Genomic DNA, 18,816 nt, shown 5'->3' with positions numbered 1-18,816 from the left:
GCCTCGCGGCCGACATACGCCGACACGCGCAGCGTCGTCCGGCCGACCATCATCCCAGCGACCTCGGCCAGCATTCGATCGTCACGCGCGTGCCGGGCTCGGCATGGCCGATCCGCAGCGTGAAATCGTGCACGTTGACGACCGTCGACACGATGCTCAGGCCGAGGCCGGCACCCGCGAGATGCCCGGTACGGCGGCTGCGGTACCGGGACCGCAGCACCGCCTCGCGCTCGTCGGCTGCGATGCCCGGGCCATTGTCGATCACGTCGATGCGCGGGCCGGACGGCGTGTCATGCAGTTCCAGGCGCACCGTATCGCCCGACGTCGTGTACTTGAGCGCATTGTCGAGCAGGTTGCTCAGCGCCTCGAACAAGAGTGCGCGATCGCCGTGAATCCGCGCCACCGGCTCGACGGACTGCACGAAGTGGATCGCGCGGCTGTCCGCGAGCGGTTCGAACAACTGCCCGACGTCGATGACCAGATCCTCCAGCGACAGTTCCGCGAATCCGCCGCGCCGCTGCAAGGAACCGATTTCGGCGATACGCAGCATCGCCCGGAAACGATCGAGCAATACGTCGGTCTCGTGGCGTGCCCGCGAGACGAGACGCTCCAGCACGGCATCGTCGAGACGCTCCGCCCGCTGTGCCGCCTGCGCGAGCAGCGTGTGCACATGGGCGAGCGGTGTCCGCAAGTCATGCGCGATGCCGTCGCAGACCCCCTTTACCTCGTTCATCAGCCGCTCGATCTCCTCGAGCATATGGTTGACGAGATGGGACAACAGATCGATCTCGTCGTGTCCGCCGACCGGCAGCCGCTGGCCGAGGTCGCCCTGCGCAATACACTGCGTGATGCGCCGGACCTCCTTCAGACGCCGCATTTGCCGCACGCTGAGCATCAAACCGCCCACGACGCCGGTGCCAAGACAGAGCAGCCCGCCGCCCACCAGCGCCTGGATGATCGCCGCGCGGATGCGCAGGATGTGCGTGAGGTCGCGCCCGAGCACCAGCACGTCGCCGTTCGCACGCCGCTCCGCCATCGTGCGGACGACCGGCGGCACCTGGTCTCCCGCGATCGGCATCGTGTGATCGAGCGTCACGCCGCTGCGGTTCGGCCGCAGGCCGGCCGGCAACGCCAGCACATCGCCGGCGATATGCGTGCCGTTCGCGGTAAAGAGCCCGTAGTAGTTGGTATGCATCCGCTCGCGCTCGATCCGGTGCAGGATCGCGGCGGCAAGCTGGTCGTCCTGGATCGAATCGAAGTAGATCATCTGCCAATCGATCACCGTGTCGGTTTCCCGCTCCATGTCGTGCGTGATCACCGATGCGATGAAACCGAGCAGCAGCATCACCGACACGGAGAACGTCACGGTATAGACCGACACCAGCCGAAACGTACTCGAGTACCAGCGTCGCGCGGGTGCCGGCGGGACGTGATGCGCGGCCGACGCCGCGGTAGCCGGCTCAGCCAAGGCGATACCCCGCGCCGCGTACGGTCTGGATCATCTGCTTCGCATCGGATGGATCGATCTTCCTGCGCAACCGACCCATGTGCACTTCGATCAGGTTCGTGCCGGGATCGAAGTGATAGCCCCATACGGCCTCGAACAACATCGTCCGCGTAATGGTTTGCCCGGCATTGCGCATCATGTACTCGAGCACGCGGTACTCGGTCGGCAACAACACGATTTCCTCGCCGTCGCGAAACGCCTTGCGCGAGATCAGGTCGAGCTTGAGGGGGCCGACGACCAGCGTCGTGTCGAACGTGGCCGGCGCGGCCTGGCTCCGGCGCAGCAGCACCTCCAGGCGCGCGGCCATTTCCTCGGGATCGAACGGCTTGGTCAGGTAGTCGTCGCCCCCCGCACGCAGCCCGCGGACCCGTTCGTCGACATCGCCGAGCGCGCTCAGCATCAGCACGGGGGTGCGCACGCCGACGCTGCGCATCGTGGTCAGGATCGCGAGGCCGTCGACCACCGGCAGCATCCGGTCGAGCGTGATCACGTCGAACTCGTTGCCGAGCGCGCGGGCCATGCCATCGCGCCCGTTCGCCACCCATTCGACCGTAAAGCCGCGCCCCTCCAGCTCCGTGACTATTTCGTTCGCGGTGATTTCGTCGTCTTCGATCGTGAGGACGTGCGCGACGGCCGTGCCGTCCACGGCCGGCTTGTCAGGCGGGGCGGGCTCGTTGACCGGGGAAGCGGATGATGCCATGTACGATTCTCGTCTTCATCGAAGGGACGTATGCGCTTCGATACCCGACGGCCGAACGCGCTCGTGCAGAGCTTATGCGTGCACGCGTAAAAGATGCGCGCCGGCTTCGTGAAGAAAGTTTCATATCCGACAACATCACGTCCGTGTCGGCTTCGATCCTGGCTTATTTGACATTGCAACGGAGGCTGAAAACGACCCGGCATGCTCGCCTTTGCGACACGATTTCGTACCACGGCTCGCGACGCACGCGAGCCGCCGCGACCGGCTGCGAACGGTGCGCGGCAACGCGCGATCAGCGTGGGTGCGATCGTGTGCCGGTCGCGTCCGCACGATGCGACGCGAGATCACGTGCGGCATCGATCGCACGATCCCGCTGTTCGGCTTTCGCGTTCGCGAGCGTCACATCGGCGATCGCGAGCCCGGTTCCCTGCACCTTCGCGAACGCCGGCAGCGACGCACCCATCAACGCGACCAGCCCAGCCATGATGACCTTTGATTTCATTGCCTTACCCCCGTGTCCACCGCGCGGCGCGCGGCATCGATCGATCCATCGCTCGACGATACGCCGCCGCGCCTAACCATCCGGAAGCACGCGCATGAACGATTCTTTAACCTTCAATGCCTGCGGCAACCGGTGCATGGCCCGAGCCGGGCTTGCCTAAAACATGTTTCATCATCGCGCTGTCGTTTAGCTAGTCCGCCGTGCCTAATCTTCGCCTCGCGACCGACGCAGACACCCTGCCGTACGGCCTCTACTCAACGCTATCCAGGAGCCGAAGATGAATCATCCCGTCCGTTATCTCGTGTGCGCCGCCATGCTCGCATTGAGCGTCTCCGCGCATGCCGGGACGAAGCTCACGTCCGCGCAATGTCATGACTATCCGTTCGTGCATGCGAACGGCCCGGTCTCCCACCGGCAGCTCGTCAACGAACTGAACGAACTGGAGTCCGTCGGCTACAACCCGTCGTCCGGAGACGAGAGCAGCTATCCCGACGATATCGATTCGGCACAGGCGCGCCTGATGCAGAAGTACCAGCACGATTGTGCCGGGGCGGCCAATACCGTCGCGTCGAGCGGCAACTGAATCGTCCGCTGCACCCGTTCTCCGAGTTTGCGCGCGAGCCCTCGTGGCCGCGCGCGTTTTTTCGGGTAGCCTCGACATTCCGTGCCGATATGTCGACGCTTCACGCGAATAAATCTTCATGTCAATCGTCGAAAGATAGAAAACAACACATCGCAAGGCGTTCGATCGTCATGCGACTCCAAGGCATCCCACCTTTCCGCGTGAGATCCCTCGGCGCATGACACTTTCGAATACTGAAAAATAGTCTTTCCATGCACGTTGCGGCGACCGCTTTTCCTCTGCCTACACTGCCTCGTCCGCCGAGATCGCATTCCGGGACGACATCGAAGTCAGCGCCATCCAGCGCCGACTGCCCCACCCCACCGTCAGAGGAACTAAATGAAACGTCGATCGAAGAAACTGCCCTGGTACGTATTCGCGCCGGCACTCCTGCTCGCAGGCACGGCGCACGCCCAGCAGAGCATCACGCTATACGGGCTGATAGACGAAGGCCTCAACTTCACGAGCAATGCAGGCGGTCATCGCGCCTGGCAGATGTCGAGCGGAGACACATTCGGCAGCCGATGGGGCTTGAAAGGCAGTGAAGACCTTGGCGGCGGCGACAAGGCCATCTTCCAGCTCGAAAACGGCTTCAACGTGAACAGCGGCAAGCTCGGTCAGGATTCGAGCATGTTCGGCCGTCAAGCGTTCGTGGGCCTGTCGTCGTCACGGTATGGCACGCTCACGCTCGGACGCCAGTACGATACCAGCGTCGACGCGCTCGGCTTCGGCGGCATCACGGCGGCCGGCAACTGGGCCGGCGACATCGCGACCCACCCGTTCGACAACGACAATACGGACTGGGATTTCCGCGTCAACAATGCCGTCAAGTACGTGACCCCGACATACCGCGGACTCACCGCGGAAGCAATGTACGGCTTCAGCAACCAGCCCGGCGGATTCTCGAACAATCGCGTCTGGGGCGCCACGCTGAACTACCAGAGCGGCAACCTGACTGCGGCGGCGTCCTACCTGAAGCTCAACAATCCCGGGCTCGCGGCGGGTGGCGCGGTCAACAGTGGCGATCTCTTCAACGGCTCGTCGCAGCAGGACATCGGCGTAGCGGCTTCCTACCAGTTTACCCACGTACTCGTCGGCGCCGCGTGGTCCCATGTCGATGTCTACAACCCCGCCGGCAATGCGTGGATCGACAATACCGCCCTGCAAAACGGCGCGACGTGGAACGCTTGGAAATTCGACAACTTCGAACTCAATGCTCAGTATTACTTTACTCATGCCCTCTGGCTGGGAGCGTCCTACACGTTTACCATCGCGCATCTGTACACGTCCGACACGAAATATGTCCCCAAGTGGCACCAGATCGGCATGATGCTCGACTATGACCTGAGCAAGCGCACTTCGCTGTATCTGCAAGGCGCGTGGCAGCATGTCGTCAGCGCCCGTACCGGGACCAGCTTTGACGATGCCCAGATCGTGGACGCGTCGGCTGGCGCGTCGTCAGGGCCAAACCAGATGGTCTATCGCATGGGCATGGTGCATCGCTTCTAACCCGTCAGAGTCCCGCACCGGAACCCGCTCGGCGCGGCTTCGGTGCGGGCGCCGGTGAGTCGATCGAAACCGCTGCGAATTCCCTTCAGGAATTCGCCCGATTACACCCGGGCGCATGCACTCAGCCTTCGTGTGGAATACCTTCGATCGGGCACTCCGGCGTACCAGGCGTTGTGCGCGTGAGCGCTTCGACACGGCGACGCGTGGCGTCCGGATCCGTAATCCAGTCGCGATAGAACCCGAACGGGCACTCCGCGACGCCGTTCACGCCGTCGCCGGAGTTGATCGTGCCGGTGTACCCGCGATGCAGCAGCTTGTATAGATGATTCTGCGACTGCATGTTGCGCCGCGCGTCGCGAATCATGCCGAGCGACAGCTCCGCATACTGCACGCCCATTTCCTCCTCGCCGCATTCGCCGAGCGTGCGCCCGTCGAACCCGACGATCGCCGAATGGCCGAAGTACGAATACACGCCGTCCCAGCCGGTGGCGTTGGCCACTGCGACGTAGGTGTTGTTCATCCACGCCATCGCCTTCGCGACCATCACCTGCTGCTCTTTCGCCGGGTACATATAGCCCTGGCAGCGCACGATCAGCTCGGCGCCATTCATCGCGCAGTCGCGCCAGATCTCCGGATAATTGCCGTCATCGCAGATGATCAGGCTGATCTTGAGGCCCTTCGGGCCGTCCGTCACATAGGTGCGGTCGCCCGGATACCAGCCTTCGATCGGTGTCCACGGCATGATCTTGCGATACTTCTGCACGATCTCGCCGCGATTGTCGATCAGCACGAGCGTGTTGTACGGTACCTTGTGCGGATGCGCTTCGTGGCGCTCGCCCGTGATCGAAAACACCCCCCACACGTTGGCCTTGCGGCATGCCGCCGCGAAGATATCCGTCTCTTCGCCGGGGATCGTCGACGCCGTATCGAACATCTCCTGACGGTCGTACATGATGCCGTGGGTCGAATACTCGGGGAACACCACGAGATCCATGCCCGGCAAACCCTGCTTCATGCCGACCACCATGTCGGCGATACGGCGCGCGTTGTCGAGCACCTCCGCCTTCGTGTGCAGACGCGGCATCTTGTAGTTGACCACCGCGACACCCACACAATCGCGGCTACTCGAAATATCACCATGTCGCATGACGCTTTCCTCCTCGAACACGTACACGTTGACGCCGCGCGCGACGGCCGCTGCTTCCAGGCATCGACTCGCGCGCGGCACACCTTAGTGGCTGATCATCCACGGCCGTCCCGCCGGCCGCTTGAGGCCGTCCGACGCCGTGCCTGCAAGCTTCGCCGCGCCGCCCGAACAGCAACTGCAACCGGCCCGATGGCGCAGTGGCGGCCCGTCGCCGGACTGACGCGGCGCGTGCGCGGCACGCTCGTTGGTCGCGTGTGCGGCACGGCGTGCCCCGCCCATCAGCGCGAGCGAGGGCGCGCTGACGACACGGTCGCCTTGCGCGCCGCAGTCGGGGCAGCAGCTTGGTTGTTCGCGATCCGCGATGCGGCGCATGACGGAGAACGGCCCGCAGCTTGCGCATTCGAAGTCGTAGATTGGCATGACGGCCTCCTGTTCTTGCGTGATTTCAGTGTGTCGCTCACGCCTTCGCGAGATCCGGCGAACACGGCAGATCCACCCCGCCCTGGATGTACCGGATCGGGCCGTCGGCATTCGGGCGAATGTCGAAGTCGAAGATCTGCGTGGGCAGCCACAAGGTCGCGCATGCGTTCGGAATGTCCACCACGCCGCTGATATGCCCCTGCACCGGCGCGCAGCCCAGCAGTGAATACGCCTGCGCGCCCGAATAACCGAATTTCTTCAGATACTCGATGGCGTTCAGACACGCCTGGCGATACGCGGTGGTGACGTCGAGATAATGCTGGCCGCCCTGCTCGTCGACGGAAATGCCCTCGAAAATCAGGTAGTCGTTATAGGTCGGCGTGATCGGGCTGGGCTGAAAGACGGGGTTGCGGATACCGTATTTCGCCATGCCGCCCTTGATGAGATTCACGCGCATATGCACCCAGCCGGCCATTTCGATCGCGCCGCAGAACGTGATCTCGCCGTCGCCCTGGCTGAAGTGCAGGTCGCCGACCGACAGGCCCGCGCCATCCACGTACACCGGGAAAAACACCTTCGAGCCGCGCGACAGATCCTTGATGTCGCAATTGCCGCCATGCTCGCGCGGCGGCACCGTGCGCGCGCCTTGCGCGGCGGCCTGGTCGCGCGCGTCGCCCGCGAGCTTGCCCATGTGCGCGGTGGCCGCGAACGGCGGATTCGCGAGCGGCGGCACGCGCTCCGGCGCAGTGGCGATCAGGCCGGTTTCGCGCGCGTTCCAGGTTTCCAGCAGAGTCGGATCGGGCAGGCAGCCGATCAAGCCGGGGTGAATCAGGCCCGCGAAATTCACGCCCGGAATATGGCGCGAGCTCGTGTAGACACCATGAAAATCCCAGATCGATTTCTGCGCGCTGGGGAAATGATCGGTGAGAAAGCCGCCGCCGTTCGTCTTCGAAAAGAAGCCGTTGAAGCCCCATTGGCTATCGGCCTTCGCGCCGATGTCGAGCAGGTCGACCACCAGCAGGTCGCCGGGCTCCGCGCCGTGCACGCCCACCGGGCCGGACAGAAAGTGCACGATCGACAGGTCGATGTCGCGCACGTCGTCGGCGCTGTCGTCGTTCTTGATGAAGCCGCCGGTCCAGTCGTAGGTTTCGAGGATGAAATCGTCGCCGGGCTTGACCCAGCAGGCCATCGGAATGTCGGGGTGCCAGCGATTGTGCACCTGTTCGTTTTCGTAGGCCGACTGGTTCAGATCGACCTTGATGAGAGTCTCGGGCATGACGTTCGCTCCTTGGGTTCGCGGATTGACATACGGCGCGGCGCGCGAACGCCGCGCCGCGCTCAGACGGACAGGTACTCGCGGATGCGGTCGGTGTCGCCCGCATCGCGCGTACTTTGGTGCACGAAGCGCCCACCCTCGATCACGAACAGGCGGTCGGCCACGTCGAGCGCGAAGCTCAGCACCTGCTCCGACACGACGATGGCGATATTGCGGCTCGTGCGAATCTGGTTGAGCGCCTTGGCGATGTCCTTGATGACGGACGGCTGGATGCCTTCGGTCGGCTCATCGAGCAGCAGCACTTTCGGGTCGGTCGCGAGCGCACGCGCGATCGCGAGTTGCTGTTGCTGGCCGCCCGACAGATTGCCGCCCTTGCGCTTTCTCATGTCGAACAGCACCGGAAACAACGCGTAGAGCTCGTCGGGCACGCGTTGGCTCGGTGCGTTTTCGAGGCCCGTCTGGATGTTTTCCTCGACGGTCAGCGACGCGAAAATCTGCCGTCCTTGCGGCACGTAGCCGATGCCCTTCGACACGCGGCGGTAGCTCTCGTCCTTCGAGACGTCGGCGCCGGCCACGCGCACCGTGCCGCGATTGGCGGGCAGCATGCCGATCAGCGCCTTGAACAGCGTCGTCTTGCCCATGCCGTTGCGGCCCATCACGGCCACGCTTTCGCCTTGCGCGACGGCAAAGTCGATGCCGTGCAGCACCTCGCTCTGGCCGTAGCTGACGACGAGATCGTCGACTTCCAGCATGATGTGTTCTCCGTGTTGTCGTCCGGTGGCGGACTCAGTGGCCCAGGTAGACGTCGATCACGCGCGGGTCGGCCTGCACCTGCGCCATCGGGCCTTCCGCGAGAATCTTCCCCTGATGCATGACCGTGACCTTGTGCGCGATGCGCTCCACGAAAGCCATGTCGTGCTCGATCACGATCATCGAGCGATTGCGGCAGATGCGGTCGAGCAGTTCGGCCGTCAGTTCGCGCTCGCGCACGCTCATGCCCGCGATCGGTTCGTCGAGCATCAGCAGTTCGGGGTCCTGCATGAGCAGCATGCCGATTTCGAGCCACTGTTTCTGGCCGTGCGAAAGCAGCCCGGCTTCCATATCGAGTGTGGCGGAGAGGCCGATTTCATCGGCCACGTCGCGCACGCGATCGGCCACTTCGGTATCCTCGCGATAGGCGAGCGCGCCGAACACGCTGCGGCCGCGCGGAAACGACACTTCGAGGTTCTGCGCGACGCTCAGGTTTTCGTAGATCGACGGCGTCTGGAACTTGCGGCCGATCCCTTGACGCACGCGGCGGAATTCCGCAAGACGCGTGATTTCCTCGTTGCGGAACTTGATGCTGCCCGCCGTTTCCTTCGTCTTGCCGCAGATGAGATCGAGCAGCGTGGTCTTGCCCGCGCCGTTCGGGCCGATCACCACCCGCAGCTCGCCGCGTTCGAGATAGAGATTGAGCGAATCGATCGCCTTGAAGCCGTCGAACGACACGGTCAGGTCTTCGATCGCGAGCAGAAAGTCGGTATTGCTCATGCTTCACGCCTCCTTGTTCGCCACGCCGAGCAGCCGCCGCACGCGCGGGCGCACATGCTCGTCGTAGAGGCCCGCCAGCCCGTTCGGAAACACCATCACCACGCCGATGAACATCGCCGCCATCAGATAGAGCCAGAGGTTCGGAAAGCTCTCCGAGAACCAGCTCTTGCCGAGATTGACGAGGATCGCGCCGTACACCGCGCCGACCAGCGACATGCGCCCGCCGATGGCCGCGTAGATCACCATTTCGATCGACGGCACGATGCCGACGAACGACGGCGACATGAAACCCACCTGCAGCGTGAACATCGCGCCGCCGATGGCCGCGAGCATCGCCGCGAGACAGAACGCGAACACCTTGAACATCGCGACGTCGTAGCCCGAGAAGCGCACGCGGTCTTCCTTGTCGCGCATCGCGAGCAGCAGCGTGCCGAGCTTGCTGCGCTGAACCCAGCGGCCGACGAGCAGCGCACCGATCAACAGCGTGGCGTTCACGAAATACAGCACGAGCTTCGCGTGATCGGTGCGGATGTCCCAGCCGAGCAGCGTGCGCAGATCGGTGATGCCGTTCACGCCGCCCGTATAGCCTTGCTGGCCGATGATCAGCACCGAGAGGATCAGCGCGACCGCCTGCGTGATGATCGCGAAGTACACGCCGCCCACGCGCCGCTTGAACATCGCGTAGCCGATCACGAACGCGAGCGCCGTCGGCACGACGAGCACCGCGAGGATCGAGAACGGCAACGAGTGAAACGGCTTCCACCACGTGGGCAGCGCGGTGAGCTGGTTCCAGTCCATGAAGTCGGGAATGCCGGGCGTAGTCTGCGTGTGCGTGGCGGCCGGATCGGACGCCTCGAGCTTGAGAAACATCGCCATCGCGTAACCGCCGAGGCCGAAGAACACGCCCTGGCCTAGACTGAGCACCCCGCCGTAGCCCCACGCGATCACGAGGCCGATCGCCACGAACGCATAGGTCAGGTACTTGCCCATCAGGTTCAGGCGGAACGTGTCGAGCGCGAGCGGAAACACGACCACGATCAGCAGCGCGAGCAGCACGATGCCCGCGTAGCCCGACGCGTCGAGCCGCGCGACGCGAGCGCGCCAGCCGGCCGGCGGCGCGCCCGGGCGGGATCGCGGGGATACGGTGCCCGCCGCGGGTTGGATGGGTTCCATGTCCATCTCTCCAGTCGAATGAAGCTGTGAATGACGCGCGTTCATCGACGCACGCTTAAACGCGCCGCACCTTCGACGCGAACAGGCCCTGCGGGCGCAGCATGAGAATCACCACGACGGTGAGCAGCGTGAGCACGCGCGCTATCGATCCCGACAGGAAGAACTCGCTGATCGACTGCATCTGCGCGATGCCGAACGCCGACGCCACGGTACCGAGCAAGCTGGCCGCGCCGCCGAACGTCACGACGAGAAACGAATCGACGATATAGAGCGAGCCGCTCGTCGGTCCCGTCGAGCCGATGGCCGTGAAGGCCGCGCCCGCCACGCCCGCGATGCCGCAGCCGATCGCGAACGTCATGCGATCGGTGCGCCGCGTGTTGATGCCCGCCGCGTTCGCCATCGGCCGGTTCGCGACCGTGGCGCGCACGCGCAAGCCCCACCGCGAGCGATAGAGCGCGAGCAGCAGGCCGCCCGTCATCAGCAGCGCGAGGCCCATCACGAACATGCCGCTCACCGGAATGTCGAGGCCGGGCGTAGGTTCCCACGAACCCATCAGCCAGTCGGGCAGCGCCGGACTCACCTCCTTCGGCCCGAAGGTCGAGCGGAACACCTGCTGCATGCCGAGGCTCAGGCCCCAGGTGGCGAGCAGCGTGTCGAGCGGGCGCTTGTAGAGATGGCGGATCAGCGCCCATTCGGCGAGCCAGCCCGCCGCGAAGGCCAGCGCGAACGCCGCGACAATCGCGAAGAAGAAATACACGGGCGTGAGCGCGTGCCAGACGTTCTGCGAAAACCACGAAAACAGGTAGACCGTATAGGCGCCGATCGTCATGAATTCGCCGTGCGCCATGTTGATCACGCCCATCTGGCCGAAGATCACGGCGAGCCCGAGCCCCATCAGGAGCAGGACGCTGAAGAGGCTCAGACCGGCGAAGCCCTGCATCAGCGTGATGTTGAAAATATCGGTAGCGGACATCGAACGCTCCTCGCGCGGCGGCGTCATCGGCCGCCGCGCCGCTGCGGTTGACGGATTACATGTAGCCCTTGGGGAACGGATTCGGCTGGATCGGCTGCTCCGACTGCGCGACGACCTTGAACTGGCCGTCCGCCTGGCCCTGGCCGATCAGCGAGCGGCTCCACAGATGGTGGTTCGCATCGACCTTCGCGTAGCCTTGCGGCGCGTTCGCCACTTCGATGCCGGCCGAATGCGCGACCACCTTGTCCACGTCGAAGCTGCCCGCGCGCTCGCACGCAGCCTTCCAGATCCACGGGCCGAGATAGGCGGCCTGGGTCACGTCGCCGATCACCGACTTCTGGCCGTAGCGCGCCTTGAACGCCACGACGAACTTCTTGTTGTTGTCGTTATCGAGCGACTGGAAGTACTTCATCGACGAATAGAAGCCCGCGAAGTTGTCGCCGCCGATGCCGAGCACTTCGTCCTCGGTCACCGACAGCGTCAGCAGGAACTGCTTCTGCGGCGTGATGCCCGCGGCCTTGAGCTGCTTGTAGAACGCCACGTTCGAGCCGCCCACCACGGTCGCGAAGATGCAGTCCGGGCGCGCCAGCTTGATCTTGTTCATCAGCGACGCGAATTCGGTCGTGCCGAGCGGGTAATACTCCTCGCCCACCACCTTCGCGTGCAGATGCTGTTCGATATGACGGCGCGCGATCTTGTTGGACGTGCGCGGCCAGATGTAGTCGGAGCCGATCAGGAAGAAGGTCTTGGCCTTCTTCGTGTTCGAGGCCCAGTCGAGCGCCCAGACAATCTGCTGGGTCGCTTCCTGGCCCGTGTAGAACACGTTCTTCGACTGTTCGAGGCCTTCGTAGAAGGTCGGGTAATACAGCAGGCCGTTGTCCTTCTCGAACACCGGCAGCACCGCCTTGCGCGAGGCCGAGGTCCAGCAGCCGAACACGGCCGCGACGTGGTCGTTCTCCAGCAGCTTCTTCGACTTTTCGGCGAAGGTCGGCCAGTCGGACGCGCCGTCTTCCTGGATGATCTGGATCTTGCGGCCCAGCACGCCGCCCATCGCGTTGATCTGTTCGATGGCGAGGCGCTCGGCCTGGATCGAGCCGGTTTCGGAAATCGCCATCGTGCCCGTGGCCGAGTGCAGTTGGCCGACCGTCACCGTGGTGTCCGTGACCGCGAGGCGCGTGGTGTTGACCTTCGCCGTGGGCGGCGTCTGCGCATACGCGCCGCGCGGCAGGCCCAGCGCCATCAGCGGCGCGGCGGCGAGACCGCCGAGCATTTTCCGGCGCAGCGGCGAAGGCATCCGGGCATCGTCATCGAATCGATCGTCTGCTGACATCACGTTCTCCTTATCGGGTGCCCGGCGCGGGTCGCTGCGGGCTGGGTCGAGGTTGGACGCAATGTAGGAAGCCAATTTGAGGATCGGAATACGTCAATCGACGTATTCCCGGTGCGCGGGCTGGAATGTAATTTGCATTGCAGGGCGCTCCTGAGCGGCGTGGTCCGCCGTTGTGCCGTCCGCGCCCCGCTCGTGCCGCTTTCGCACCATTTCGGATCATCGTCATGTCCCAGAGTCACCCGTCAGTGGGCGCGCCCGGTACGCAACGCATCGTCAAGGTGCGCCGCGACTACAACGCCTGGGTCGGCGACGAAACCCTCGAGGACTATGCGCTGCGCTTCACGCCGCGCTCGTTCCGGCGCTGGTCGGAGCTGCGCGTGGCCAATACGGCGATCGGCGCGGTGTCGTTTCTGGTGCTGGAAGCGATCGGCGGCAGTCTCGTCGTCAATTACGGCTTCACGAACGCGGTCTGGGCCATTGCGGCCGTCTCCGTGCTGATCTGGCTCACCAGCTTGCCCATCAGCTATTACGCGGCGCGCTACGGCGTGGACATGGACCTGCTCACGCGCGGCGCGGGCTTCGGCTATATCGGCTCGACGGTCACGTCACTGCTGTATGCGGTGTTCACGTTCATTTTCTTCGCGCTCGAAGCGGCCATCATGTCGCTCGCGCTTCAGCTGTATTTCCATATTTCGCTGGCGATCGCCTACGTCGTGAGTTCGCTCGTGGTGATTCCGATCGTCATGTTCGGGATCACGCTGATCAACCGCCTGCAAAGCTGGACGCAGCCGCTGTGGCTCGTCCTGTTCGTGCTGCCCTACGCAGCCGTGCTGTGGCGCCATTCCGACCTGATCGCGCAATGGACCACCTTCGCGGGCTTCGCGCCGCAAGGCCGCGCTTTCAGCCTGATCGCGTTCGGTCAAGCGTCGACGGTCGTGTTCGCGCTGATCGTGCAGGTGGGTGAACAGGTGGACTATCTGCGCTTCCTGCCGCCGCTCACCGCGAAGAACCGCACGCGCTGGTGGTTCGCGTTGCTCTCGACGGGGCCGGGCTGGATCGTGCCCGGCGCGCTCAAGATGCTGGGCGGCGCATTGCTCGCCTTCATCGCGCTGCAGTACGAAGTCGATTCTGCCCACGCCACCCAGCCGACGCAGATGTACCTCGTCGCCTATCATCTGCTGCTCGATCCGTTGGGGCTCGCGAGCTGGGCGCTGCCCGCGATGACGCTGTTCGTGATCGTCTCGCAGTTGAAGATCAACGTGACCAATGCCTATGCGGGCTCGCTCGCGTGGTCCAATTTTTTCGCGCGGCTCACGCACAGCCATCCGGGCCGCGTGGTATGGCTCGTGTTCAACGTCATGATCGCGTTGCTGCTCGTCGAAATGGGCGTGTTCGATGCGATCGCCAAGGTGCTGTCGCTCTACGCGAACATCGCGATCGCGTGGATCGGCGCGTTGTTCGCCGATCTCGTCATCAACAAGCCGCTCGGCTATAGCCCGCGACATATCGAGTTCAAGCGCGCGCATCTCTACGACGTGAACCCCGTGGGCGTCGGTGCGATGCTGATCGCGGCCGCCGTCGCGATGCTCGCGCACAGCGGCCTGTTCGGCGTGCTCGCCCAGGCGATGTCGTCGTTCATCGCGTTCGGTGCGGCGTTCGCCTGCGCGCCGCTGCTCGCGGTACTCACCCGCGGCCGCTATTACATTGCCCGCGCCGCGCAACCGACCGGCGACGCCACTTCGCTGCGCTGCGCGATTTGCGAAAACACCTTCGAACCCGACGATACGGCGCATTGCCCGGCCTATGGCGGCACGATCTGCTCGCTGTGCTGCTCGCTCGATTCGCGCTGCCACGATCGCTGCAAGCCGCACGCACGCTTCGCGTCGCAGGCCGACCGCGCGCTGCATCGCGTGCTGCCGGGCGCGCGGCTCGGCCCCGCCGCGCTGCGCCTCGTTCACTATGCGAGCCTCGTGCTGGCCATGCTCGCGGTGCTGGGCAGCGTGCTCTATCTGATCTGGGCGCAGAGCGCGACTTCGATGCGCGCCGCCGGGCCATCGATCGCTCATGCGCTTTCGGGCAGCTTTCTGAATATCTTTCTCGCGCTCTCGCTGGTGGGCTGCATCGCGGCCTGGTGGTTCGTGCTGGAGCGCGAAAACCGCCGCGTCACGCAGGAAGAGTCGCAGCGGCAAAACGAATTGCTGATGCTCGAAATCGACGCGCATCAGAAAACCGACGCGGCGCTCAAGCGCGCGACCGCCGCCGCGGAATCGGCCAACCAGGCCAAGAGCCGTTACGTGTCCGGCTTGAGCCACGAGCTGCGCACGCCGCTGAACAGCATTCTCGGCTACGCACAGTTACTGCTGCAGGCGAAGGAAGAACTCACGCCCATGCGCTACAACGCCGTGCGCACGATCCATCGCAGCGGCGAGCATCTGCTCGCGCTCGTCGACGGCCTGCTCGACATCGCGCGCATCGAGGCGGGCAAGCTTCAGTTGAACGTCGCCAAGGTATCCCTCGCCGATTTCGTCGCGCACCTGACGTCGATGCTGCGTCCGCAGGCGCTCGAAAAGGCGCTCGCCTTCGACGTGCAGACAGTCGGTCGGCTGCCCGCCACCGTGCGCACCGACCAGAAGTGCATGAGCCAGATCCTCACCAACCTGATCGGCAATGCGATCCGCTTCACGTCGAGCGGCACGATCACGCTGCGCGTCAGCCACGTGCTCGATACGCTCAAATTCGAGGTGATCGATACCGGCCCCGGCATCCCGCCCGCCGAACTGGAGCGCCTGTTCCTGCCGTTCGAACGCGGCGAAGCGGCCCATGCGTACGATCACGGCGCCGGTCTCGGGCTCACGATCTGCCGCCTGCTCACGCAAGCGCTCGGCGGCAGCCTGGAAGTGGACAGCGAAGTCGGGCACGGCACGCGCTTCGTGGTGCGCCTGTTCGCCCCGGCCGTCGACGCGGCGGCCGAAACCCACGCCGAACTCGCGTCGATTCGCGGCTATACGGGCGCGCGCCGCACCATTCTCGTGGTGGACGACCTCGACGATCAGCGCGACATCGTCGTGCAATTGCTCACGCCGCTCGGCTTCGACGTCGCTGAAGCCGCCAGCGGCACCGATGCGCTGCGCTGGCTGGCGATGCACACGGCCGACGCGATCATCATGGATATTTCGATGCCGCTGATGGACGGTTACGAAACCAGCCGCCTGATCTCCGAGAATCAGTTGTCGAACGCGCCCATCGTGCTGCTCTCCGCGAACGCATTCGCCGACGACCGCGATCGGGCGAGCGCGACCGGATGCAAGGGCTATCTGGTGAAACCGCTGCAGGTGAATCTGCTGCTCGACAAGCTCGCGCAACTGCTGGCGCTCGACTGGATCGCATCGGACGCCGGCGCCAGCGCGCGACCGGCGGCGACACAGCCGCCCACGCCCGCCGTGTGGCCACGCGAGCTCATCGAACATCTGCATGCGCATCTCGAAGTCGGCTACGTACAGGGCGTGATCGAAGCGCTCGACGCTGCCCGCGAGGCCCGGCCCGGATTGCGGGATCAAATCGACGCGTTGCGCTCGTTGGCGGAACGTTTTCAGCTAAGGGAACTCGAGCATGAACTTGACCGACTCGCGCGCGGCGCGAACGCGTGACCCGCACACCACGATCGCGGCCTCCCCGATCGCCGGCGACCCGGCCGCGTGGCTGCGCGAAGGGCCCATGATCCTGATCGTCGACGACACGCCGGAGAACCTCGCCTTTCTTTCCGACACGCTGCAGGCGCACGGCTACGTGGTGATCGTCGCGCTGTCCGGCGAGGATGCGCTCAAACGCCTCGCGCGCGTGACACCCGACGTGGTGTTGCTCGACGCGATGATGCCCGACATGGACGGCTTCGAAACATGCGTGCGGATCAAGCAGGATGGACGCCACGAGCATCTGCCCGTCATCTTCATGACTGCGTTGACGGAGAGCGAACATGTCGTACGCGGCTTTCGTGTAGGCGGCATCGATTACGTGACCAAGCCGGTGCAGCCCGAGGAATTGTGCGCACGCATCGGCGCCCATGTACGGCGTTCACGTGCGCAGTTGTACGCGGAGGCGGCACTGTCGCTCGACACGCGCGCGGCGCTGATCGTCGGCGCGGACGGCACGATTCGGTGGCAGAGCCCGCAGGCTGCGCGTCATATCGCTGCATACACGACCGCGCATGACGCCCCCGCCGATGCCCGGCAACCCACGACCGCACGCGATACCGACGCGCCGACGCAGCTGCCCGCGCTACTGCGCACGTGGTTCGTCGACTGGCTCGCGCGCGGCGCCCCGGGCGACGCCGTGCACGAATTCAGCTCGGGCCCGATACGCCGCTCGGCCAGCGCGACGCGCGGCCCGGAACCGGGCGAATGGATCGTGATCCTCAAGGAAAGAGACGACACCGTGCATTGCAATGCACTCGCCGAACGCTTCGGCTTGACCATGCGGGAGGCCGAAGTGCTGCTCTGGGTGTCGCACGGCAAGACGAACCGCGATATCGGCGACATTCTGGGCATCGCCGCGCGCACGGTGAACAAGCATCTCGAACACCTGTTCCGCAAGCTCCATGTCGAGACCCGTGCGGGCGCGGCCGCCGCGGCGATCAAGATGCTCGAGCGCACGTGACAGGGCGGCATCGCCGGATCGTCAACTTGCCGCACCCTTATCGGGCCGCCCGCCGGGGCATAATTTCGTAAACTTGATCTTTTGCTCTGATTCTGGATAATTGTTCATGCCCCGGGCGACATGCGTCCTGTAGCGCGCGCCACGAGGCCATAGCCCGCCAGCCCCTCTCGGCTGGCCTCCCCTGTTTCGGCGCCTGACCTGTTGGTCCGCCGAAATACCGTCACGATTCCACCGGGCAACGGCGGAATCGTTCGCCTGCCACGCAGGCCGTGAAGCGCCAGAGGAGACACTGGCGCCTTGCTCCAAAGTGCGGCTCCAGATCGTGCTCAACCAGAGGAATCGTCGCGCCTTCGACCCAAACCGGTTTGGATGGGCCGTGAGCGATTTCCCTACTCGGTGACCGACATGACGAAGCAATCACCCCCCGTACAAACCGGAAGTCCCTCCTGTCGGCGCGTTCCATCTGCCCGACGCGGCGGCACGCCGCCCGGCCACATCCACGCGCTCGCCTGAGCGCCCGTTCGCGACTTCCCGCTCCGCGACTTCAGCGACGCATTGCCGCACGTGCGGCAACGCCTGTTACCGGAGTGGGCACATGCCGTCACGTTACGCGTTCGTTCGCCCGTGCGACGAGCCGCACCACAAGGAAAACCGTCATGGCTTCTGATTCCGCCCTTCCCGACACACCCGCGGCCCGCCCCCGGCCCACCCCGTCCGCCTACATGCGCACCGTCGCATCGATCGCGGCGATCGCCGGCGGGCTCTACGGATACGACACCGGCATCATTTCTGGCGCCCTGCCCCTCATCGCGCGAGACTTCGGCCTCGACTACCGCGCACAGGAGCTCGTCGCCGCGGCGATCCTGCTCGGCGCGGTGATCGGTGCGCTGGCCGGCACCCGCATGTCGGCCGCATTCGGACGCCGCAAGACCATTACGATCGTCTCGGCGATCTATGCGGCCGGCGTGCTGGCTGCCGCCCTCTCGCCCGACGCGTGGTCCCTTGCCGCTTCCCGGCTCGTGCTCGGATTCGCGGTCGGCGGCTCGACGCAGATCGTGCCGACCTACATCGCGGAACTCGCGGAGCCGGACAAGCGCGGCCGCCTGGTGACCTACTTCAACGTCTCGATCGGCATCGGCATCCTGCTCGCGGCCCTGATCGGCGTCGCGGGTAACGACCTGTTTTCCTGGCGCGCGATGATCGGTATCGCGGTCATCCCGTCGGTCATCCTGATGGTTGGCATGACCCGACTGCCGCGCAGCCCGCGCTGGCTCGTCGAGCAGGATCGCATCGCCGACGCGCATGGCGAGTTGTCGAAGGTGCGGGAATCCCAAGCGGCCGTCCGACACGAGATTGCCGATATTCGGGACGTGGTCGAGCGGCAGCAGGACGGCGCGACATCGGGGTGGCGCACGATGCGCGAGCCCTGGGTACGCCCCGCTCTCGTTGCCGGCCTCGGCGTCGCCGCGTTCAC

Annotated in this window: 16 protein-coding genes; 5 read left to right on the top strand and 11 right to left on the bottom strand. The window is 64.9% G+C overall.

The window, feature by feature from the left end; all coding sequences use genetic code 11:
• Positions 1 to 49: 49 nt before the first annotated feature.
• The 3 genes from JMF86_RS19365 to JMF86_RS19355 all read right to left on the bottom strand — a co-directional run bounded on the left by JMF86_RS19365 (position 50) and on the right by JMF86_RS19355 (position 2,709).
• On the bottom strand, positions 50 to 1,381 hold the full coding sequence (locus tag JMF86_RS19365) for a HAMP domain-containing sensor histidine kinase (protein ID WP_041489379.1): 1,332 nt from the start codon (positions 1,379 to 1,381) through the stop codon (positions 50 to 52).
• A 79-nt stretch (positions 1,382 to 1,460) separates the two neighbouring features.
• On the bottom strand, positions 1,461 to 2,207 hold the full coding sequence (locus JMF86_RS19360) for a response regulator transcription factor (protein WP_011547496.1): 747 nt from the start codon (positions 2,205 to 2,207) through the stop codon (positions 1,461 to 1,463).
• 292 nt (positions 2,208 to 2,499) lie between these two features.
• Positions 2,500 to 2,709, bottom strand: a complete 210-nt coding sequence (locus JMF86_RS19355; RefSeq protein WP_011547495.1) for a hypothetical protein — start codon at positions 2,707 to 2,709, stop codon at positions 2,500 to 2,502.
• A 277-nt stretch (positions 2,710 to 2,986) separates the two neighbouring features.
• On the opposite strand from JMF86_RS19355, the gene JMF86_RS19350 reads away from it, so the two are divergent.
• Positions 2,987 to 3,292, top strand: a complete 306-nt coding sequence (locus tag JMF86_RS19350; RefSeq protein WP_006478802.1) for a DUF4148 domain-containing protein — start codon at positions 2,987 to 2,989, stop codon at positions 3,290 to 3,292.
• A gap of 378 nt (positions 3,293 to 3,670) precedes the next feature.
• Positions 3,671 to 4,840, top strand: a complete 1,170-nt coding sequence (locus JMF86_RS19345) for a porin (RefSeq protein WP_011547494.1) — start codon at positions 3,671 to 3,673, stop codon at positions 4,838 to 4,840.
• Between the two features lie 121 nt (positions 4,841 to 4,961).
• Here JMF86_RS19345 and JMF86_RS19340 read toward each other — a convergent pair whose 3' ends face one another.
• The 8 genes from JMF86_RS19340 to urtA all read right to left on the bottom strand — a co-directional run bounded on the left by JMF86_RS19340 (position 4,962) and on the right by urtA (position 12,689).
• Entirely contained in the window at positions 4,962 to 5,987 is a 1,026-nt protein-coding gene (locus JMF86_RS19340; RefSeq protein WP_011547493.1) for an aliphatic amidase, read from the bottom strand.
• Between the two features lie 84 nt (positions 5,988 to 6,071).
• Positions 6,072 to 6,407: an FmdB family zinc ribbon protein gene (locus JMF86_RS19335; protein WP_011547492.1), complete on the bottom strand. Its 336-nt coding sequence runs from the start codon at positions 6,405 to 6,407 to the stop codon at positions 6,072 to 6,074.
• Between the two features lie 37 nt (positions 6,408 to 6,444).
• The gene (gene fmdA / locus JMF86_RS19330) at positions 6,445 to 7,683 is read right to left on the bottom strand and encodes a formamidase (protein ID WP_006478798.1); all 1,239 of its coding nucleotides are present in this window, start codon (positions 7,681 to 7,683) and stop codon (positions 6,445 to 6,447) included.
• Between the two features lie 62 nt (positions 7,684 to 7,745).
• A complete protein-coding gene (urtE, locus tag JMF86_RS19325; RefSeq protein WP_006478797.1) occupies positions 7,746 to 8,435 on the bottom strand; it encodes an urea ABC transporter ATP-binding subunit UrtE in 690 nt (229 codons plus the stop codon).
• 34 nt (positions 8,436 to 8,469) lie between these two features.
• Complete coding sequence (gene urtD / locus JMF86_RS19320; RefSeq protein ID WP_006478796.1) at positions 8,470 to 9,213, bottom strand: urea ABC transporter ATP-binding protein UrtD; 744 nt, start codon at positions 9,211 to 9,213, stop codon at positions 8,470 to 8,472.
• 3 nt (positions 9,214 to 9,216) lie between these two features.
• On the bottom strand, positions 9,217 to 10,386 hold the full coding sequence (gene urtC / locus JMF86_RS19315) for an urea ABC transporter permease subunit UrtC (RefSeq protein WP_011694773.1): 1,170 nt from the start codon (positions 10,384 to 10,386) through the stop codon (positions 9,217 to 9,219).
• Positions 10,387 to 10,441: 55 nt separating this feature from the next.
• A complete protein-coding gene (gene urtB / locus JMF86_RS19310; RefSeq protein WP_011547490.1) occupies positions 10,442 to 11,359 on the bottom strand; it encodes an urea ABC transporter permease subunit UrtB in 918 nt (305 codons plus the stop codon).
• Positions 11,360 to 11,414: 55 nt separating this feature from the next.
• Entirely contained in the window at positions 11,415 to 12,689 is a 1,275-nt protein-coding gene (urtA, locus tag JMF86_RS19305) for an urea ABC transporter substrate-binding protein (RefSeq protein WP_011547489.1), read from the bottom strand.
• Between the two features lie 224 nt (positions 12,690 to 12,913).
• Here urtA and JMF86_RS19300 point away from each other — a divergent pair, with 224 nt between their 5' ends.
• From JMF86_RS19300 to JMF86_RS19290, 3 genes are all read left to right on the top strand, one after another.
• Entirely contained in the window at positions 12,914 to 16,336 is a 3,423-nt protein-coding gene (locus JMF86_RS19300; protein ID WP_011547488.1) for an ATP-binding protein, read from the top strand.
• 67 nt (positions 16,337 to 16,403) lie between these two features.
• Positions 16,404 to 17,342: a response regulator transcription factor gene (locus JMF86_RS19295; RefSeq protein WP_011547487.1), complete on the top strand. Its 939-nt coding sequence runs from the start codon at positions 16,404 to 16,406 to the stop codon at positions 17,340 to 17,342.
• A gap of 656 nt (positions 17,343 to 17,998) precedes the next feature.
• Positions 17,999 to 18,816 (top strand): MFS transporter (locus tag JMF86_RS19290; protein WP_201317109.1); only part of this gene is annotated, 818 nt, incomplete at its 3' end.

The sequence above is a fragment of the Burkholderia sp. E168m15 genome (assembly GCF_016586105.1).
Taxonomy (GTDB): domain Bacteria; phylum Pseudomonadota; class Gammaproteobacteria; order Burkholderiales; family Burkholderiaceae; genus Burkholderia; species Burkholderia orbicola.
Note: the sequence above shows the minus strand (reverse complement) of the source record. Positions and strands in the feature narration are given on the sequence as shown.

Coding starts and splice junctions, on each gene's coding strand:
- JMF86_RS19360 (WP_011547496.1), bottom strand. CDS start 2,207: ATGGCATCATCCGCTTCCCCGGTCAACGAGCCCGCCCCGCCTGACAAG.
- JMF86_RS19355 (WP_011547495.1), bottom strand. CDS start 2,709: ATGAAATCAAAGGTCATCATGGCTGGGCTGGTCGCGTTGATGGGTGCG.
- JMF86_RS19350 (WP_006478802.1), top strand. CDS start 2,987: ATGAATCATCCCGTCCGTTATCTCGTGTGCGCCGCCATGCTCGCATTG.
- JMF86_RS19345 (WP_011547494.1), top strand. CDS start 3,671: ATGAAACGTCGATCGAAGAAACTGCCCTGGTACGTATTCGCGCCGGCA.
- JMF86_RS19340 (WP_011547493.1), bottom strand. CDS start 5,987: ATGCGACATGGTGATATTTCGAGTAGCCGCGATTGTGTGGGTGTCGCG.
- JMF86_RS19335 (WP_011547492.1), bottom strand. CDS start 6,407: ATGCCAATCTACGACTTCGAATGCGCAAGCTGCGGGCCGTTCTCCGTC.
- fmdA (WP_006478798.1), bottom strand. CDS start 7,683: ATGCCCGAGACTCTCATCAAGGTCGATCTGAACCAGTCGGCCTACGAA.
- urtE (WP_006478797.1), bottom strand. CDS start 8,435: ATGCTGGAAGTCGACGATCTCGTCGTCAGCTACGGCCAGAGCGAGGTG.
- urtD (WP_006478796.1), bottom strand. CDS start 9,213: ATGAGCAATACCGACTTTCTGCTCGCGATCGAAGACCTGACCGTGTCG.
- urtC (WP_011694773.1), bottom strand. CDS start 10,386: ATGGAACCCATCCAACCCGCGGCGGGCACCGTATCCCCGCGATCCCGC.
- urtB (WP_011547490.1), bottom strand. CDS start 11,359: ATGTCCGCTACCGATATTTTCAACATCACGCTGATGCAGGGCTTCGCC.
- urtA (WP_011547489.1), bottom strand. CDS start 12,689: ATGTCAGCAGACGATCGATTCGATGACGATGCCCGGATGCCTTCGCCG.
- JMF86_RS19300 (WP_011547488.1), top strand. CDS start 12,914: ATGTCCCAGAGTCACCCGTCAGTGGGCGCGCCCGGTACGCAACGCATC.
- JMF86_RS19295 (WP_011547487.1), top strand. CDS start 16,404: ATGATCCTGATCGTCGACGACACGCCGGAGAACCTCGCCTTTCTTTCC.